This window comes from Mesoflavibacter profundi (assembly GCF_014764305.1).
GTDB classification, from domain to species: domain Bacteria; phylum Bacteroidota; class Bacteroidia; order Flavobacteriales; family Flavobacteriaceae; genus Mesoflavibacter; species Mesoflavibacter profundi.
On the sequence record NZ_CP061703.1, the window covers coordinates 215,659 to 229,538 of the forward strand.

Below are 13,880 nucleotides of genomic sequence, written 5' to 3' on the forward strand. Positions count from 1 at the left end.
CTGCAAAAATTCTAACTTACTATTTTCCTGCTCTAAACAGAAAATCTTTTTCTTCTTTAGTTAGGCTATCATAACCACTTTTACTTATCTTATCTAGAATTGAGTCTATCTTTTTTTGTGTGTTAAATTGGTCAAATTCTTTTTTCTCATAACCTGCAACTTTACCTTTTCGCTTGTGTACGGTCTTTAATTTAGATTTTTCTTTTGGTGTAAAAAAAGCCACAATTTTATCCATAAAACTTCCAAAACCAGAACCTATATCATTACCTTTTACTAGTTGTTTAGCATACATAAAACCTAAAAATGCACCACCTAAATGTGCTAATTTTCCACCAGAATTTGCACTAAACAATCCTAATACATCAAAAGCAATAAATACTGCTCCAATCCACCAAAGTTTTAGATTAAAGGTGAAAAACCTAATCTCTTTATTTGGCATATAAGTACATAAAAAAATTAATAACGCACTTACTCCAGCAGATGCGCCAATTAAAAAAGCATTAGAATTAAATATTTTAGGAAAAACATTGTAACCAAATAAAAAGGTTAATCCTCCAACTATTATACCTAAAAAATAGATATTTAAAGCCATTTTTGGATTAAATAAATTCATAAAAATACGACCTAAAGCATACAACCAAATCATATTAAATAGCAAGTGTATAAAGTCGTAATGTAAAAAACCATAAGTAAGAAGTGTCCAAGGTTTATAGATTACCTCAAAAAAGTCACTTGGTAATCTAAGCCAATTAAAAAATACAGGAATAACTTTTCTAAAAAGTAATGCCACAAAAAATAATATCACATTAATGACAATTATTTTTTCTAGCACATTTAGTCTAGCATATTTATATTTTAATTGATCTAATTGACTCATTTATCTATCCCAACGGTTTTGATTAAATTGATTTTTTTTCCAATACCACATAATTATAAAACCAACAATTGCGCCACCAACATGCGCTAAATAAGCTGTATTACTTGGGCTAAAAAACGACTGACCAGTAAATGCAGAGATTACATCTAATATTATTATTCCTGGTATAAAATACTTTGCTTTTATAGGTATTGGTAAAAAGATTAGCATTAGCTCGGCATTAGGATTCATCATCCCAAATGCTGCAAGTATACCCATTATACAACCAGATGCTCCAACCATAGTGCTGTTGTAAGCATTATAAGCAGATTGTAAACTAGGAATCAAGTCTGCTGAGACAGAATTATAAACTCTACCTGTATTCATCATTTCCATGAATTGATCTGAAGTAACTCCAGAAGCTATTAAATCTTCATAAGCTGGAATATAATTAAAGTAATATCCTGCAAGTTGGAATAATACTGCGCCTAATCCTGCAGAAAAGTAAATAAACAAAAACTTTTTGCTTCCTAAACGATACTCTACTGGAGAACCAAACATCCATAAAGCAAACATATTGAATAGTAAATGCATAAAATTACCATGCATAAACATATGGGTTACGATTTGCCAAGGTTTGAAAGATTCATTTGCAGGAAAATGTAATGCAAACCAATTGTAAAATGCTTCTCCGCCACCAACAGTAACGGTTCCGATAAACATAATTACATTAATAATTATAAGATGTTTTACAGTTTCTGAAATCCTCATCATAGCTTACATAAATTTCTTTTCTAATTCATCCACAGTCATTGTAATAAATGTGGTTTTATTGGTCGGCGATACACTTGGTTCTTTACATGCAAACAACCTATTTACTAAGTGTTCTTGCTCTGTATTTGTTAACGATTGTCCTGTTTTAATTGCCAAACTTTTAGCCATAGATTTTGCTAATAAATCTGCTGCCGAAAAGTGTGTATCTGGCACTTCGTTTTCTACATCACTAATTAATTGTTCTAAGATAATTGACACTTCACTTTCTGGAACATTAACAGGTACACCAGTAATGACTACAATTTCATTTTTTATATGCGTAAAAACAAATCCTGTTGCTTCTAAATCTTCTTTTAATTGCTGTATAATTTCAATATCTTGTTTAGAAAAATGTAATTCTAAAGGAAACAATAACTGCTGGCTTACTCCTTCTTTTACAGTTATGTGTTTTAAATAATCTTCATACAATACACGTTGATGTGCTCTATGTTGATCTATTACTAACATTCCAGATTTTATCGTACTTATTATAAACTTATTGTTTAATTGATAGGTTGTTTGCTTATGCTCTACATCCTTGTCATTATCAAAAATTGAAGTCGTTTCAGGTTCACTTTCAAAAGTAACTTCACTAAAATCTGTTTCGATTGCATTTGTATTAGACTCTAATCCAACGTACAATCCTTCCCAATTTGCAACTTTTTCTTTTTTAAATGTTTTTGCGCCAGAAAAACTATTACTACTTGATGTTGTGTTAATTGGCTTTACTTCTTCTTCAAAAGGATTAAAAGTCCTATCTACTTCTACGCTTGGAGCGTTTTTTTGTTGGTAATTGTATGGCGTATCTAGATTTGCATCACGTTCAAAATCTAAAACTGGTGCAATATTAAATTGGCCCAAACTATGTTTTACAGCCGATCTTAAGATGGCATATAAAGTATGTTCGTCATCAAATTTAATTTCGGTTTTTGTTGGGTGAATATTAATATCTATAGTTTGCGGATTTACCGTTAAGTTTAAAAAATAACTTGGTTGTGCACCATCTTTAAGTAAACCTTCAAATGCTGAATTTATAGCATGATTTAAATAAGCGCTTTTAATAAAACGGTTGTTAACGAAGAAAAACTGCTCGTTACGACTCTTTTTCGCAAATTCTGGTTTACCAACAAATCCAGAAATGGTTAGCACTTCTGTAGCTTCTTCAACTGGTACTAATTTTTCGTTAGTTTTTACACCAAAAACATTAACAATTCGTTGTCTGTAATTGCTTTCTGGAAGATTAAATGTTTCGCTTCCGTTGTGATACATAGAAAATGTAATGCTTGGATGCGCTAATGCTACACGATGAAACTCGTCTATTACATGGCGTAACTCGACCGCATTAGATTTTAAAAAGTTTCGTCTTGCAGGTATATTAAAAAATAAGTTTTTTACTGCTAAAGATGTACCTTTAGGAGTAACAACAACGTCTTGATGTTTAACTTCGCTACCTTCAATTTCTATACAAGTTCCTAATTCTTTACCATCTTGTTTTGTCTTTAACTCTACATGAGCAATCGCAGCAATACTGGCTAAAGCTTCACCACGAAACCCTTTAGTGTTTAATTGAAAAAGATCTTCGGCATTTCTAATTTTAGAAGTAGCATGACGTTCAAAGCTTAATCTAGCATCGGTAGGACTCATTCCTTTACCGTTATCTATAACTTGTATTAGAGTTTTACCTGCGTCTTTTACTATTAATTTTATGTTTGTAGAATCTGCATCTATAGCATTTTCTAAAAGTTCTTTTACTACAGATGCTGGACGTTGAACAACTTCTCCTGCTGCAATTTGATTAGCAACATGATCTGGTAATAATTGAATTATATCTGCCATATTTTAATTAGGGAAGAAAATTGAAAGGTCAAAACCAATAATTAATAAAAATAAAAATACCAAGACAGCAACAATAATTAAAATTCTTCTATTTGCTGCTTCATCTGGATTATGCTTTAGTTCTTCTACAGCATTATTAAATTTTTGTTTCAGGTTTTTGTTATCGCCAACTGTTGTTCTAAAGTCGTCAAATTTGTGCTTTATTTCATAAGGACTACCTTCACCTTTGTAATATCTTGGTGTGTAACTAAACTTTTTATTTTTACGTCGTGATAAAAGTCCCATAACTATTTTATTTTTGAGTCTAAATAATACATTAAGATAGCAATAAATACTAACAACCCTATTAATAAAAATAAGGTGTTTCCATTCTTTCTGCTAGACAAAGAAGGTCTTGCCTCATTCCAACTAGATTTCATACTTTCTTTTAATTGAGTTGCATGATTATCTTCTTTAGAATAACGCTTTTTATATGCAAATGTTTTATTTTTTCTTTGACCAAACAATATTGAAGTGTATTTCTTATAATTTCAAAAATACTGAATTTACAAGAGATTGCTGGCTACAGAATGCTAAAAATTGTTAACAAAAAGGAATAGTTGCTTTTAGCTTTTAGCTTTTAGCTTTTAGCTTTTAGCTTTTAGCTTTTAGCTTTTAGCAATATTAACTAAACTATTACAAACTATAAACTGTGACTGTAAACTGAGACTGTAAGCTAAGACTAGAATCTAAGCTTCTTTTCTTAATTGAGCCATTTTTAAGGCAGCTACAGCAGCTTCCACACCTTTATTACCATGTTTACCACCAGAACGGTCTATTGCTTGCTGCATCGTATTATCGGTAAGCACACAGAATATAACTGGTGTTTCGCGCATTACATTAAGATCTTTAATACCTTGTGCTACAGCATCGCAAACAAAATCAAAATGTTTGGTTTCTCCTTGAATAACACTACCAATTGCAATAACTGCATTGACCATTTGTTCTTGCATTTTTTTGCTTCCGTAGATTAACTCATAACTACCAGGTACATGCCAAATTACAATGTTTTCTGGTTTTACACCATGTTCTAATAACGTGTCTTTTGCGCCTTGTAAAAGTCCTTCTGTGATGTTGTCATTCCATTCTGAAACAACAATCCCAAACCGAAATTGCTTTCCGTTTGGGATTGTTGCTTTATCGTATGCAGATAAATTTGTTGTTGCCATAATAAATTATTTTGACATCGCTTGAGCTTTACCTATAAACACTTCTGCATTAGTAGCTTCTGGTGATTTTGGGTAATTGTCTTTAATTTTATTAAATAATTCTAATGCTTTAGATGCATTACCAGAGTTTAATGCAGTAACACCTGCTTTGTATAAAAATGTTGGTGTTGTAAATTCGTTTTGACGAAGATTAGCAGCTTGTAAATAGTAATCTAAAGCTTGATCTTCTTGATTTAATTGCATAAAAGCATCTCCAATAGCACCTTTAGCCATAGGAGCTAAAGCATCATCTTCACTTTTAAATTTATCTAAATATGCTATTGCTTGCTCATAATTTTTTAAATTTAAGTAAGCCATTCCTGCATAATAGTTAGCTAAATTACCAGCATCTGTACCGCTATAATTATCTGCTATATCTGTTAATCCAAATTTTCCTTCGCCGCCAGTTAAAGCTAGATTGTATAAAGAGTCTTGCCCAACTGTTGCAGTAACTGCATCGTTAAAGTATTTTTTTGCTTGATACATGTCATTCATTGCAGTAGCTTGTTTAGGCTTTACGATAAATTGTTGGTATCCTAAATATCCTAACACTAATGCTGCAATTACTCCAATTGCTAAAAAGATGTTTTTTTGATTTTTTTCTACAAACTCTTCCGCTTTGTTCGCAGATTCATCTAAAGTGTTAAATACTTCAGCAGTTGTAGATTCTTCTTCTACAAAAACTTCCTCTTTTTCTTTTTCAACTTTTGTCTTTGGTTTGTATCCTCTTTTCTTGTAAGTTGCCATACTTCGATTTATTAATGCGCACAAAAATATAATTTTCTTCTTAAAAAAAAAGCCTATTTATTTGTTATTTTTCAATAATTTGCACAACCTTTTGAAGTAACCTTATTTATCGCACAAAATTCTTCTTTTTTTCTATGATTTTAAAAACGCTTTCGCTTTTAAACTATAAAAATTTTGACTCTAAAACTTTCGAGTTTGACCAAACCATAAATTGCTTTGTTGGTAACAATGGTGTAGGAAAAACAAATGTTCTAGATGCTATTTATCATTTATCGTTTGGCAAAAGTTATTTTAATCCGGTAGCATCTCAAAACATAAAACACGATGAAGATTTTTTTGTTTTAAATGGCGAATATCTTAAAAATGATGAAATAGAAAATATTGTTGTTAGTTTAAAAAAAGGGCAAAAAAAGGTAATTAAACGCAATAGTAAGGTATATGATAAATTTAGCGATCATATAGGTTTTTTACCGTTAGTTATAATATCTCCTGCAGATCGAGACTTAATTATTGAAGGTAGTGATACTAGACGCAAATTTATAGATAGTGTTATTAGCCAAAGTAACAAAAGCTATTTAGCTTACCTTATTAATTACAACAAGGTGCTATCGCAACGCAATTCTTTATTAAAATATTTTGCTGCAAATCATACCTACAATCAAGATACTATAGATGTTTACAATGAGCAATTGTCTCAATATGGTACAGAGATTTTTGAAATAAGAAAAGCTTTTCTAGACACATTTGTACCGCTTTTTAAAGCGCGCTATAAAGCCATTAGTAACACTACCGAAAATATTAATTTAACATACAACAGTAATCTTTTTAAAGATGATTTAATTACGCTTTTAAAACAAAATATTAATAAAGATAAAGCACTACAATATACAAGTGTTGGCGTACATAAAGACGATTTGATTTTTACAATAGATGACCATCCAATTAAAAAATTTGGTAGTCAAGGACAACAAAAATCATTTTTAATAGCTTTAAAGTTAGCGCAATTTGACTGTTTAAAATCGCAAAGCGGAACTAATCCTATATTGCTATTAGATGATATTTTTGATAAATTAGACGAAAACCGTGTTGCTCAAATTATAAAATTAGTAGACGACGAAAATTTTGGTCAAATTTTTATAAGTGATACACATGCAGATCGTACAGAAGCTGCCGTAAAACAAGTACATCAATCTTACAAAATTTTTAAATTATAATGCAAAATTTAAAACATATTTTATTATTAATCAGCTTAATTACATTCTTTAATTGTAGTAAAAAAAAGGAGGATTATACGCAATATCTAAATGGATATTGGGAAATAAAGCATGTGACTTTAAATAACGGTACAGAAAAATCTTATAAAATAAACGAAACTGTAGATTATATTCAAATATTAAACGATTCGGTTGGCGTTAGAAAAAAGATGAAACCTAAATTTGATGGTACTTATAGTACTACAAATTTTCAAGAAAAATTCACTTTTAATTTATCAGAAAACGGATTAGAATTAAACTACAAAACACCGTATTACAGTTGGAAAGAAACGATACAATCTATTTCAAAATCGGAAATGACGGTAGTAAACGACAATAAAGACGTATATTTATATAAAAGATACCAACCTATTAAATTAGATTAATGGCAAAAAGAAATAACGACATACTAAACTTACAAGACGTTTTAAAAGATTTTGTAAACGAAAATAATCTTGAAAAAGGTTTAGATAAAGTACAAGTTAGAAATGCCTGGGCAAAATTAATGGGTAATGGTATAAATAATTACACAACTGCTATAGAGTTAAAAAACGACACACTTTATGTACAACTAAGTTCTAGCGCTTTAAGAGAAGAACTAAGCTATGGCAAACAAAAAATTATAGAATTATTAAATGAAGAGATAGGAAAAGAAATAGTTAATAAAATAGTATTGAGATAATTAAAAAATTTCATCATAAATATAATTTTATTGAAAAATTTTAAAAATAATCTTTACTTAACATTATTAATTCTATCTTTGAGCTATTATTAACATTTTTTTTTATTACAATGGCTCAAGGCAAAGTAAAATTTTTTAACGATTCTAAAGGATTTGGTTTTATTACCGAAGAAGGATCTAACACAGACCATTTCGTACACATCTCTGGACTTATTGATGAAGTAAGAGAAGGAGACAATGTAGAATATGATCTACAAGAAGGACGTAAAGGTTTGAACGCAGTAAATGTAAAAGTAATTTAATTCTATATATTTATTTTATTTAAATCATTACAAAAAAAGCCTTTCTATTTAGAAAGGCTTTTTTAGTTTATAAGGTTAAATCTTTTTAATTCTTAATTACTTTTTTAGTAATTGTAGTGGAGTTTGATTTTAGCTTAACAAAATATATTCCGTTAGAAACGTCATTTAAATCTACTTGATTAAACGTTGATGTATTAGATTTAATAACTCTTCCATTAATATCAATAACTTCAATACTAGTAAGATTAATATTTCCATTATTTTGAATATTAAATATCCCATTTGAAGGATTAGGATAAATTCTTATAGATTTATCTAATGTTTCAAAATTTTGTACACTAAGTAAATCTACAGAACAATTGTACACATAAATTTCATCTAAGTACCAACCAACTGTACCATTACAACCATCTGTTCCTACTTCAAAACGTAATTGAATACTATCACCTGCATTAACGTTCATATTAGCAAAGTTTACAACACTTGTTACCCAACTTCCAGTTAAACCACCTTCATCATAACCTGTAAAAGCTGCTTGTCCCTGAAGAGGGTTATCGTTACCTGAAGAAGCAGGATTTATAACATCATTATAAGCATTGGTTGTAAAAGCAGATGCAGGTACAATTTTCCAAACGCCTCCATTTTTACTATACTTTACATTTGTTCCATCCCATTGAAACTCAGTAGAGACATTATGATTAAAAGCTAATTCAAAATCTCCAGCTACACCTGATGGTAAATTAATAACTGGACTTTCTAATCTTAAAATACCATTTTCTAAATCAGCGCCACAATCCCCAATTATAGGATCTGCTCCAAATACACCTGTACCTGGTCTACTTTTTGGTAAATTTGGTTCTAAAACCCAATCTCTTGGTTCCCAAGATGAAGGGTTTGAAGGAACATTACTTACAGTCCATCCATCTAAACCATTTTCCCAATCTTGAGTATAAAGCGCTCCAGATGTAGCATTGTTACATAAAGTAGTTGTTTCAGAAAGCAAAGGTGTAAATCCACATTGATCAGGATTCATTCTTAATTCTACTGCTAATAATGCATTATTTAACTGCGTAATATCTGCTGCTGTTATAATCTCTCCAGATGGACCAACTGGTGCATCTGTAGATAACCCTGTTAAATTAATACCTAATAAATCATTAGCTGAAGCTTCTAATGCATCTGCAAAAACAGAAAAATCTGATGTTGGTGTTAAATATTGACTTTGAGCTCTCCAAAAGATATGCGCTGCTTTTGTAAACCCTATTCCCGTAACTATATATCCATTATAACTACCACCATCTACTAATAGAGCATACGCATGATTAGGAATACCAGAGTTTATATGTACTCCTCCAGAATCACCTGGACTACACCAATAGTTGTTTGCTCCAACTCTTCCTGGATCATTATTACAAGGTGGATTATACATATCTCTAATTGCTCCTCCAAAAGCTGTTGCATCTTCTCCTACTTTCCATCTTAAAGAAGGTGTACAAGAAATACCTGTTCTAATGGATAAGTCTTCACCAAAATCCTCATAATTATTTAATAAATCTACTGTTTCTCCCCATACATCAGAGAAAGATTCATTTAATGCACCAGATTGGTAATAATAAATTAATCCACTTGTATACTCGGTATAAGCATGTCCCCATTCATGAGCAATCACATCATCTGCTGCTGTACCATCGCAATAATTAGCGGATACACCATTCCAGTTAGCGTTGGGACAAGATATATTTGGATTATTATTAATTGTTACCATAGTTGCATCTTGGTTGTCATAAGAAACGTATCCAAATGCGTTTTCAAAAAAATTGTAAACATCTTCTGATGCTACAACCTCATTTTGTTGCCAATTAGTTAGAGATCCTGGAAACGCATCTCCTTCTTGCCAAACAAAATTAAATGTATTATTCTCGTATACTTGTCTATTAATATGAGCCATACCTGTGAACTGTTGAACAATTTCACCAGTAAAAGCATCTATAAATAAATATTCTCTTACATCGTTATTATTTCTAACTTCAACTTCATAAACTAAGTAATCGCCAAAATTTTTGTTTTCTATTAATCCTTTTTGAAAAACATATAAATTGGTTTTAATAACCATTAATGGGACATTAGACGAGCTTAAATTTTGATTTGAAACATACTGTAAAGCCATTCCTGAAGCCTGACTTGCTGTAATTTGAGGTTGAGAGTTTACTTTTAACCCGCTAATTAATGTCCCGTTTATCGATGTAACTTTTTGATCTGAATTAAAATGAAACCTTAACTGTCCATCAAAAACTTTTACTCCGTTATGAAGTTGATCAAAAATAACATGTTGCATTCCATAATTATCTACTCTAGTCTCTTTAAGTATTAAATTATTAGGATGTATCCCTAAAAGATCTGCATTTAAATTAATAAAATTCTGAGATTTTTCTTTAACAGAATTTCCATTAACCACCAATGGTTGATCAAAAGGAAAAATAATAAATTCTGGTGTGTTGTTAGTGGTGTTTAAAGTTACAGAAGCATTGGTCGCATCTATGAACTTTTTTAAAGTATTATTGTTTGTTTGCGCATAAATTGCATTACTTACAATAAAAAGTAATAGTAGTAATCTTGTTTTCATTTTTAGGTGTGTAAATTTGGGAAAGCAAGATAACATAAAAGCCTGAGAATTTCTCAGGCTTTTATGTTAATATGTTTAATTTTTTATCTAATTAAAACATTTCTCTTCCAGAAAAATGAAATGCACCTTCGATAGCTGCATTATCATCACTGTCACTTCCATGAACAGCATTCTCACCTATAGAAGCAGCGTACATTTTACGAATTGTTCCTTCTGCAGCTTCTGCAGGATTAGTAGCACCAATTAAAGTTCTAAAATCTTCTACTGCATTATCTTTTTCTAAAATAGCAGCAACGATAGGACCACGAGTCATATACTCTACTAACTCTCCAAAGAATGGTCTTTCTTTGTGTATAGCATAAAATGTTTCAGCATCTTGCTTTGTCATTTGAGTTAACTTCATTGCTACGATTCTAAATCCTGAAGCATTAATTTTTTCTAAGATTGCGCCAATGTGTCCTTTTTCTACAGCATCAGGCTTAAGCATTGTAAATGTTCTATTAGTTGCCATTTTAATATTTAGTTTATTTTCAAATTTGTAAAAATCTAACCAGCAATAACCTGCGTGTTAATTTTGTGCAAAAGTAAGGGATTTATTAAGAAAAACAACAATTTCAATTATTAAAAAATTGTATATTCGTACGCTATGACAAATCATGATATTAAAGACATAAAAGCGTTACTATCTTCATCAAAAAAGATTGTAATTGTTACTCATAAAAACCCTGATGGAGATGCTATTGGCTCTAGTTTAGCACTGTTTCATTATTTAACTAAGCTCAATCATTTAGTAACCGTTGTAACTCCAAATGATTATCCTAGTTTTTTAAAATGGGTTCCTGGTGAAGATTTAATTTTAAAATTTGATCTTCAAAATGATCAAAGTTCTAAAGCCATCAAGCAAGCCGATATAATTTTTACATTAGATTTTAATGCGTTTCATCGTGCTGGTGATATGGAACAAATATTAAACACTAGCTCTGCTTTAAAAATAATGATAGATCATCACCAACAACCAGATGGATATGCTAAATATACCTACAGCGATGTTAGTATGAGTTCTACCTGCGAGATGATTTATAATTTTATAGAAATGCTTGATGATTGTAATTTAATAGACAGTAATATCGCAACTGCTATTTATTTAGGTATCATGACAGATACTGGCTCGTTTAGATTTAACTCAACAACTAGTCGTACGCATCAAGTCATTGCAAATTTAATTGATAAAGGTGCAGACAACACCTATATTCATAATCAAGTTTACGATACAAACAGTTATAATCGCCTACAATTACTTGGTTGCGCATTAAGTAACTTAAAAATCTTACCAGAATTTAGAGCAGCGTATATAACTTTAACTCAAGCCGAACTTCAAAATTTTGATTACAAAAAAGGCGATACAGAAGGATTTGTTAATTATGCACTATCTCTAGAAAACGTAGTATTAGCTGCTATATTTATAGAAGATTTACAACAAGGAATTATAAAAATTTCCTTGAGGTCTAAAGGTGATTTTTCTGTAAATTTAATGTCTAGACACCATTTTAATGGTGGCGGACATACAAATGCTGCTGGCGGAAAAAGTGATTTAAATATCTCTGAAACCGTAGAAAAATTTATTAGTATATTACCGCAATACAAAGCTGCTTTACATGAAGTTTAATCATATCTTTTATATAATATTTACTATTGCTTTTGCAAGCTGCAAAAGTCCAGAAGCTAGAAAACCTATTACTGTTAGTACAGGTAGTTTTATAGACGAGTCTGTTGCTAGAAATAAGGTGTTAAACCAAGAACAAATTAAAAAAATCGAAAACATTATAGCCAAAAACCCAGACAAAGAATATATTAATTCAGGAAATGGATTTTGGTATTATTACAATACAAAAGTTGAAAGCGATAGCTTAACTACACCTAATTTTGGAGATATCGTAAACTTCAATTATGATGTTAGGCATTTAAATAACGACACCATTTATTCTAAAAAAGAAATAAAAACCCAAAATTACGCTATGGATCAAGAAGAAATTTTTACTGGCTTAAGAGAAGGGTTAAAACTATTAAAAGAAGGCGAAACAGCAACATTTCTTTTCCCTTCACAAAAAGCTTATGGCTATTACGGAGACGAACATAAAATAGGTATAAACACACCAATAATTTGTGAAGTCACTATAAATAAAATCACCCAAAATTAAAACCTATAATAGTATAATGAATCTAATTAAATCACACATGAAATTACTTTTTATTGCTTTAATAGCAAGCCTTTCGGCTACTTCATGTCAGGATAAATATCCAGACTTACAAGATGGACTATATGCCGAGATTGTTACAACAAAAGGCACAATGGTTGCTCAACTTTTTTACGACAAAGTACCAGTTACAGTTGCTAATTTTGTAGGATTAGCAGAAGGAACACATCCACAATTACCAGACTCTTTAAAAGGAAAACCTTTTTACAACGGTATTACTTTTCATAGAGTAATGGATAAATTTATGATACAAGGTGGCGATCCAACAGGAACTGGTCGTGGAAGCGCTGGTTACAGATTTCATAGCGAATTTTACAAGGACTTAAGACACAACAAACCTGGTATTTTATCTATGGCTAATTCCGGCGGATTAGCAACTAACGGAACACAATTTTTTATAACCGAAGTACCTTACCCTAGTCTTGACGCGTTTGACGCCAACGGAAATGTAAAAGCTTGCGATCAACCAAGAGTTAGCTGTCATGGCGTTTTTGGTGAATTAGTTAAAGGTATCGAAGTGCAAGACAGTATCTCTAACGTAAAAGTTGGAACAGGCAATAAACCTTTAGAAGATGTAATTATTAACCAAGTTAATATTATTAGAAAAGGTGCAGATGCAAAAGCTTTTGACGTTGTAAAAGTATTTACTACAGAAGAACCTTTACTAAGCGAAAAATTTGATGCTTTAAAAACCGAAGCTGAAAGTCGTGTTAAAGAAGAAGCTAAAAAAGCAGCCGAGGTATTTAAAACCGAAAATAAAGATCTTGAAGGAGAACTTATAGAATCTCCTACAGGATTAGTTATGATTTTAAACAAGGCGAAAAACGGTAAAACACCAAAAAACACCGAAAAAGTATTAATACACAGTACAGGTTATTTTGTAAACGGTGATTTATTTTATACAACACAAGTAGATGTTGCCAAAAAATTTAACCAATACAATGAAAATGCAGAAAAAAATGGCGCTTACAAACCATTTGCTATGATATACAACGAGTCTGCAACTCTAGTTCCAGGTTTTAGAGAAGCAATGTTAAAAATGAATGTTGGCGATAAAGCAAGAATATTTGTACCAAGTTATTTAGGTTACGGACCAAGCGGTCGTAGACCACGTATACCGCCAAATACTAATCTTGTTTTTGATTTAGAGTTAGTAGGTATAGAATAACATATCGCTTTTAAAGATTACAAAACCACCTTTTTTAGGTGGTTTTTTTTATAAATATACGTAAACCTACGTATTGATTTTCTTACTTAAAAACGCTA

The 13,880-nt window shown here is 30.8% G+C and carries 16 protein-coding genes; 7 read left to right on the top strand and 9 right to left on the bottom strand.

The genetic code is table 11. The features are described 5' to 3' along the window. Positions 1 to 19 precede the first annotated feature (19 nt). The 7 genes from IFB02_RS01105 to IFB02_RS01135 all read right to left on the bottom strand — a co-directional run bounded on the left by IFB02_RS01105 (position 20) and on the right by IFB02_RS01135 (position 5,499). The gene (locus IFB02_RS01105) at positions 20 to 877 is read right to left on the bottom strand and encodes a rhomboid family intramembrane serine protease (RefSeq protein ID WP_191072932.1); all 858 of its coding nucleotides are present in this window, start codon (positions 875 to 877) and stop codon (positions 20 to 22) included. Further along, positions 878 to 1,630 carry a rhomboid family intramembrane serine protease gene (locus IFB02_RS01110; RefSeq protein WP_191072933.1) on the bottom strand — a complete coding sequence of 251 codons (753 nt, stop codon included), beginning with the start codon at positions 1,628 to 1,630 and terminating at the stop codon, positions 878 to 880. Positions 1,631 to 1,633: 3 nt separating this feature from the next. Beyond that, the gene (gene mutL / locus IFB02_RS01115; RefSeq protein ID WP_191072934.1) at positions 1,634 to 3,505 is read right to left on the bottom strand and encodes a DNA mismatch repair endonuclease MutL; all 1,872 of its coding nucleotides are present in this window, start codon (positions 3,503 to 3,505) and stop codon (positions 1,634 to 1,636) included. 3 nt (positions 3,506 to 3,508) lie between these two features. Next, positions 3,509 to 3,790 carry a riboflavin synthase subunit beta gene (locus IFB02_RS01120; RefSeq protein ID WP_191072935.1) on the bottom strand — a complete coding sequence of 94 codons (282 nt, stop codon included), beginning with the start codon at positions 3,788 to 3,790 and terminating at the stop codon, positions 3,509 to 3,511. Positions 3,791 to 3,792: 2 nt separating this feature from the next. After that, complete coding sequence (locus IFB02_RS01125) at positions 3,793 to 4,011, bottom strand: hypothetical protein (protein WP_191072936.1); 219 nt, start codon at positions 4,009 to 4,011, stop codon at positions 3,793 to 3,795. A 222-nt stretch (positions 4,012 to 4,233) separates the two neighbouring features. Then, a complete protein-coding gene (gene ribH / locus IFB02_RS01130; protein ID WP_191072937.1) occupies positions 4,234 to 4,713 on the bottom strand; it encodes a 6,7-dimethyl-8-ribityllumazine synthase in 480 nt (159 codons plus the stop codon). A 6-nt stretch (positions 4,714 to 4,719) separates the two neighbouring features. Next, positions 4,720 to 5,499, bottom strand: a complete 780-nt coding sequence (locus tag IFB02_RS01135; RefSeq protein ID WP_191072938.1) for a tetratricopeptide repeat protein — start codon at positions 5,497 to 5,499, stop codon at positions 4,720 to 4,722. A gap of 134 nt (positions 5,500 to 5,633) precedes the next feature. Between IFB02_RS01135 and recF the strand changes: the two genes are divergently transcribed. The 4 genes from recF (at position 5,634) to IFB02_RS01155 (ending at position 7,736) form a co-directional block, all read left to right on the top strand. After that, positions 5,634 to 6,713, top strand: coding sequence for a DNA replication/repair protein RecF (recF, locus tag IFB02_RS01140; RefSeq protein ID WP_191072939.1), 1,080 nt, complete (start codon positions 5,634 to 5,636; stop codon positions 6,711 to 6,713). Beyond that, on the top strand, positions 6,713 to 7,138 hold the full coding sequence (locus IFB02_RS01145) for a lipocalin family protein (protein WP_191072940.1): 426 nt from the start codon (positions 6,713 to 6,715) through the stop codon (positions 7,136 to 7,138). Before recF ends, IFB02_RS01145 begins: the two co-directional genes overlap by 1 nt. Continuing rightward, positions 7,138 to 7,434 (top strand): DUF721 domain-containing protein, encoded by a 297-nt coding sequence (locus IFB02_RS01150; RefSeq protein WP_191072941.1) that lies wholly within the window; start codon positions 7,138 to 7,140, stop codon positions 7,432 to 7,434. Before IFB02_RS01145 ends, IFB02_RS01150 begins: the two co-directional genes overlap by 1 nt. A 110-nt stretch (positions 7,435 to 7,544) precedes the next feature. Continuing rightward, on the top strand, positions 7,545 to 7,736 hold the full coding sequence (locus IFB02_RS01155) for a cold-shock protein (protein WP_106689183.1): 192 nt from the start codon (positions 7,545 to 7,547) through the stop codon (positions 7,734 to 7,736). 85 nt (positions 7,737 to 7,821) lie between these two features. On the opposite strand, the gene IFB02_RS01160 is transcribed toward IFB02_RS01155, so the two are convergent. Next, on the bottom strand, positions 7,822 to 10,359 hold the full coding sequence (locus IFB02_RS01160) for a M4 family metallopeptidase (protein ID WP_106689184.1): 2,538 nt from the start codon (positions 10,357 to 10,359) through the stop codon (positions 7,822 to 7,824). A gap of 91 nt (positions 10,360 to 10,450) precedes the next feature. Further along, positions 10,451 to 10,870, bottom strand: coding sequence for a nucleoside-diphosphate kinase (locus IFB02_RS01165; RefSeq protein ID WP_106689185.1), 420 nt, complete (start codon positions 10,868 to 10,870; stop codon positions 10,451 to 10,453). A 135-nt stretch (positions 10,871 to 11,005) separates the two neighbouring features. On the opposite strand from IFB02_RS01165, the gene IFB02_RS01170 reads away from it, so the two are divergent. The 3 genes from IFB02_RS01170 to IFB02_RS01180 are packed head-to-tail and all read left to right on the top strand — an operon-like array spanning position 11,006 to position 13,782. Next, on the top strand, positions 11,006 to 12,025 hold the full coding sequence (locus tag IFB02_RS01170; protein ID WP_106689186.1) for a DHH family phosphoesterase: 1,020 nt from the start codon (positions 11,006 to 11,008) through the stop codon (positions 12,023 to 12,025). Further along, a complete protein-coding gene (gldI, locus tag IFB02_RS01175) occupies positions 12,015 to 12,557 on the top strand; it encodes a gliding motility-associated peptidyl-prolyl isomerase GldI (protein ID WP_106689187.1) in 543 nt (180 codons plus the stop codon). Before IFB02_RS01170 ends, gldI begins: the two co-directional genes overlap by 11 nt. A 37-nt stretch (positions 12,558 to 12,594) precedes the next feature. Continuing rightward, positions 12,595 to 13,782, top strand: a complete 1,188-nt coding sequence (locus IFB02_RS01180) for a peptidylprolyl isomerase (protein ID WP_106689188.1) — start codon at positions 12,595 to 12,597, stop codon at positions 13,780 to 13,782. Positions 13,783 to 13,880 lie beyond the last annotated feature (98 nt).

Excerpts from the sequence above, each read along its gene's own strand:
- mutL (WP_191072934.1), bottom strand. The coding sequence starts at position 3,505 with ATGGCAGATATAATTCAATTATTACCAGATCATGTTGCTAATCAAATT.
- gldI (WP_106689187.1), top strand. The coding sequence starts at position 12,015 with ATGAAGTTTAATCATATCTTTTATATAATATTTACTATTGCTTTTGCA.
- IFB02_RS01165 (WP_106689185.1), bottom strand. The coding sequence starts at position 10,870 with ATGGCAACTAATAGAACATTTACAATGCTTAAGCCTGATGCTGTAGAA.
- recF (WP_191072939.1), top strand. The coding sequence starts at position 5,634 with ATGATTTTAAAAACGCTTTCGCTTTTAAACTATAAAAATTTTGACTCT.
- IFB02_RS01110 (WP_191072933.1), bottom strand. The coding sequence starts at position 1,630 with ATGATGAGGATTTCAGAAACTGTAAAACATCTTATAATTATTAATGTA.
- IFB02_RS01180 (WP_106689188.1), top strand. The coding sequence starts at position 12,595 with ATGAAATTACTTTTTATTGCTTTAATAGCAAGCCTTTCGGCTACTTCA.
- IFB02_RS01145 (WP_191072940.1), top strand. The coding sequence starts at position 6,713 with ATGCAAAATTTAAAACATATTTTATTATTAATCAGCTTAATTACATTC.
- ribH (WP_191072937.1), bottom strand. The coding sequence starts at position 4,713 with ATGGCAACAACAAATTTATCTGCATACGATAAAGCAACAATCCCAAAC.
- IFB02_RS01155 (WP_106689183.1), top strand. The coding sequence starts at position 7,545 with ATGGCTCAAGGCAAAGTAAAATTTTTTAACGATTCTAAAGGATTTGGT.
- IFB02_RS01150 (WP_191072941.1), top strand. The coding sequence starts at position 7,138 with ATGGCAAAAAGAAATAACGACATACTAAACTTACAAGACGTTTTAAAA.
- IFB02_RS01160 (WP_106689184.1), bottom strand. The coding sequence starts at position 10,359 with ATGAAAACAAGATTACTACTATTACTTTTTATTGTAAGTAATGCAATT.
- IFB02_RS01105 (WP_191072932.1), bottom strand. The coding sequence starts at position 877 with ATGAGTCAATTAGATCAATTAAAATATAAATATGCTAGACTAAATGTG.
- IFB02_RS01170 (WP_106689186.1), top strand. The coding sequence starts at position 11,006 with ATGACAAATCATGATATTAAAGACATAAAAGCGTTACTATCTTCATCA.
- IFB02_RS01120 (WP_191072935.1), bottom strand. The coding sequence starts at position 3,790 with ATGGGACTTTTATCACGACGTAAAAATAAAAAGTTTAGTTACACACCA.
- IFB02_RS01135 (WP_191072938.1), bottom strand. The coding sequence starts at position 5,499 with ATGGCAACTTACAAGAAAAGAGGATACAAACCAAAGACAAAAGTTGAA.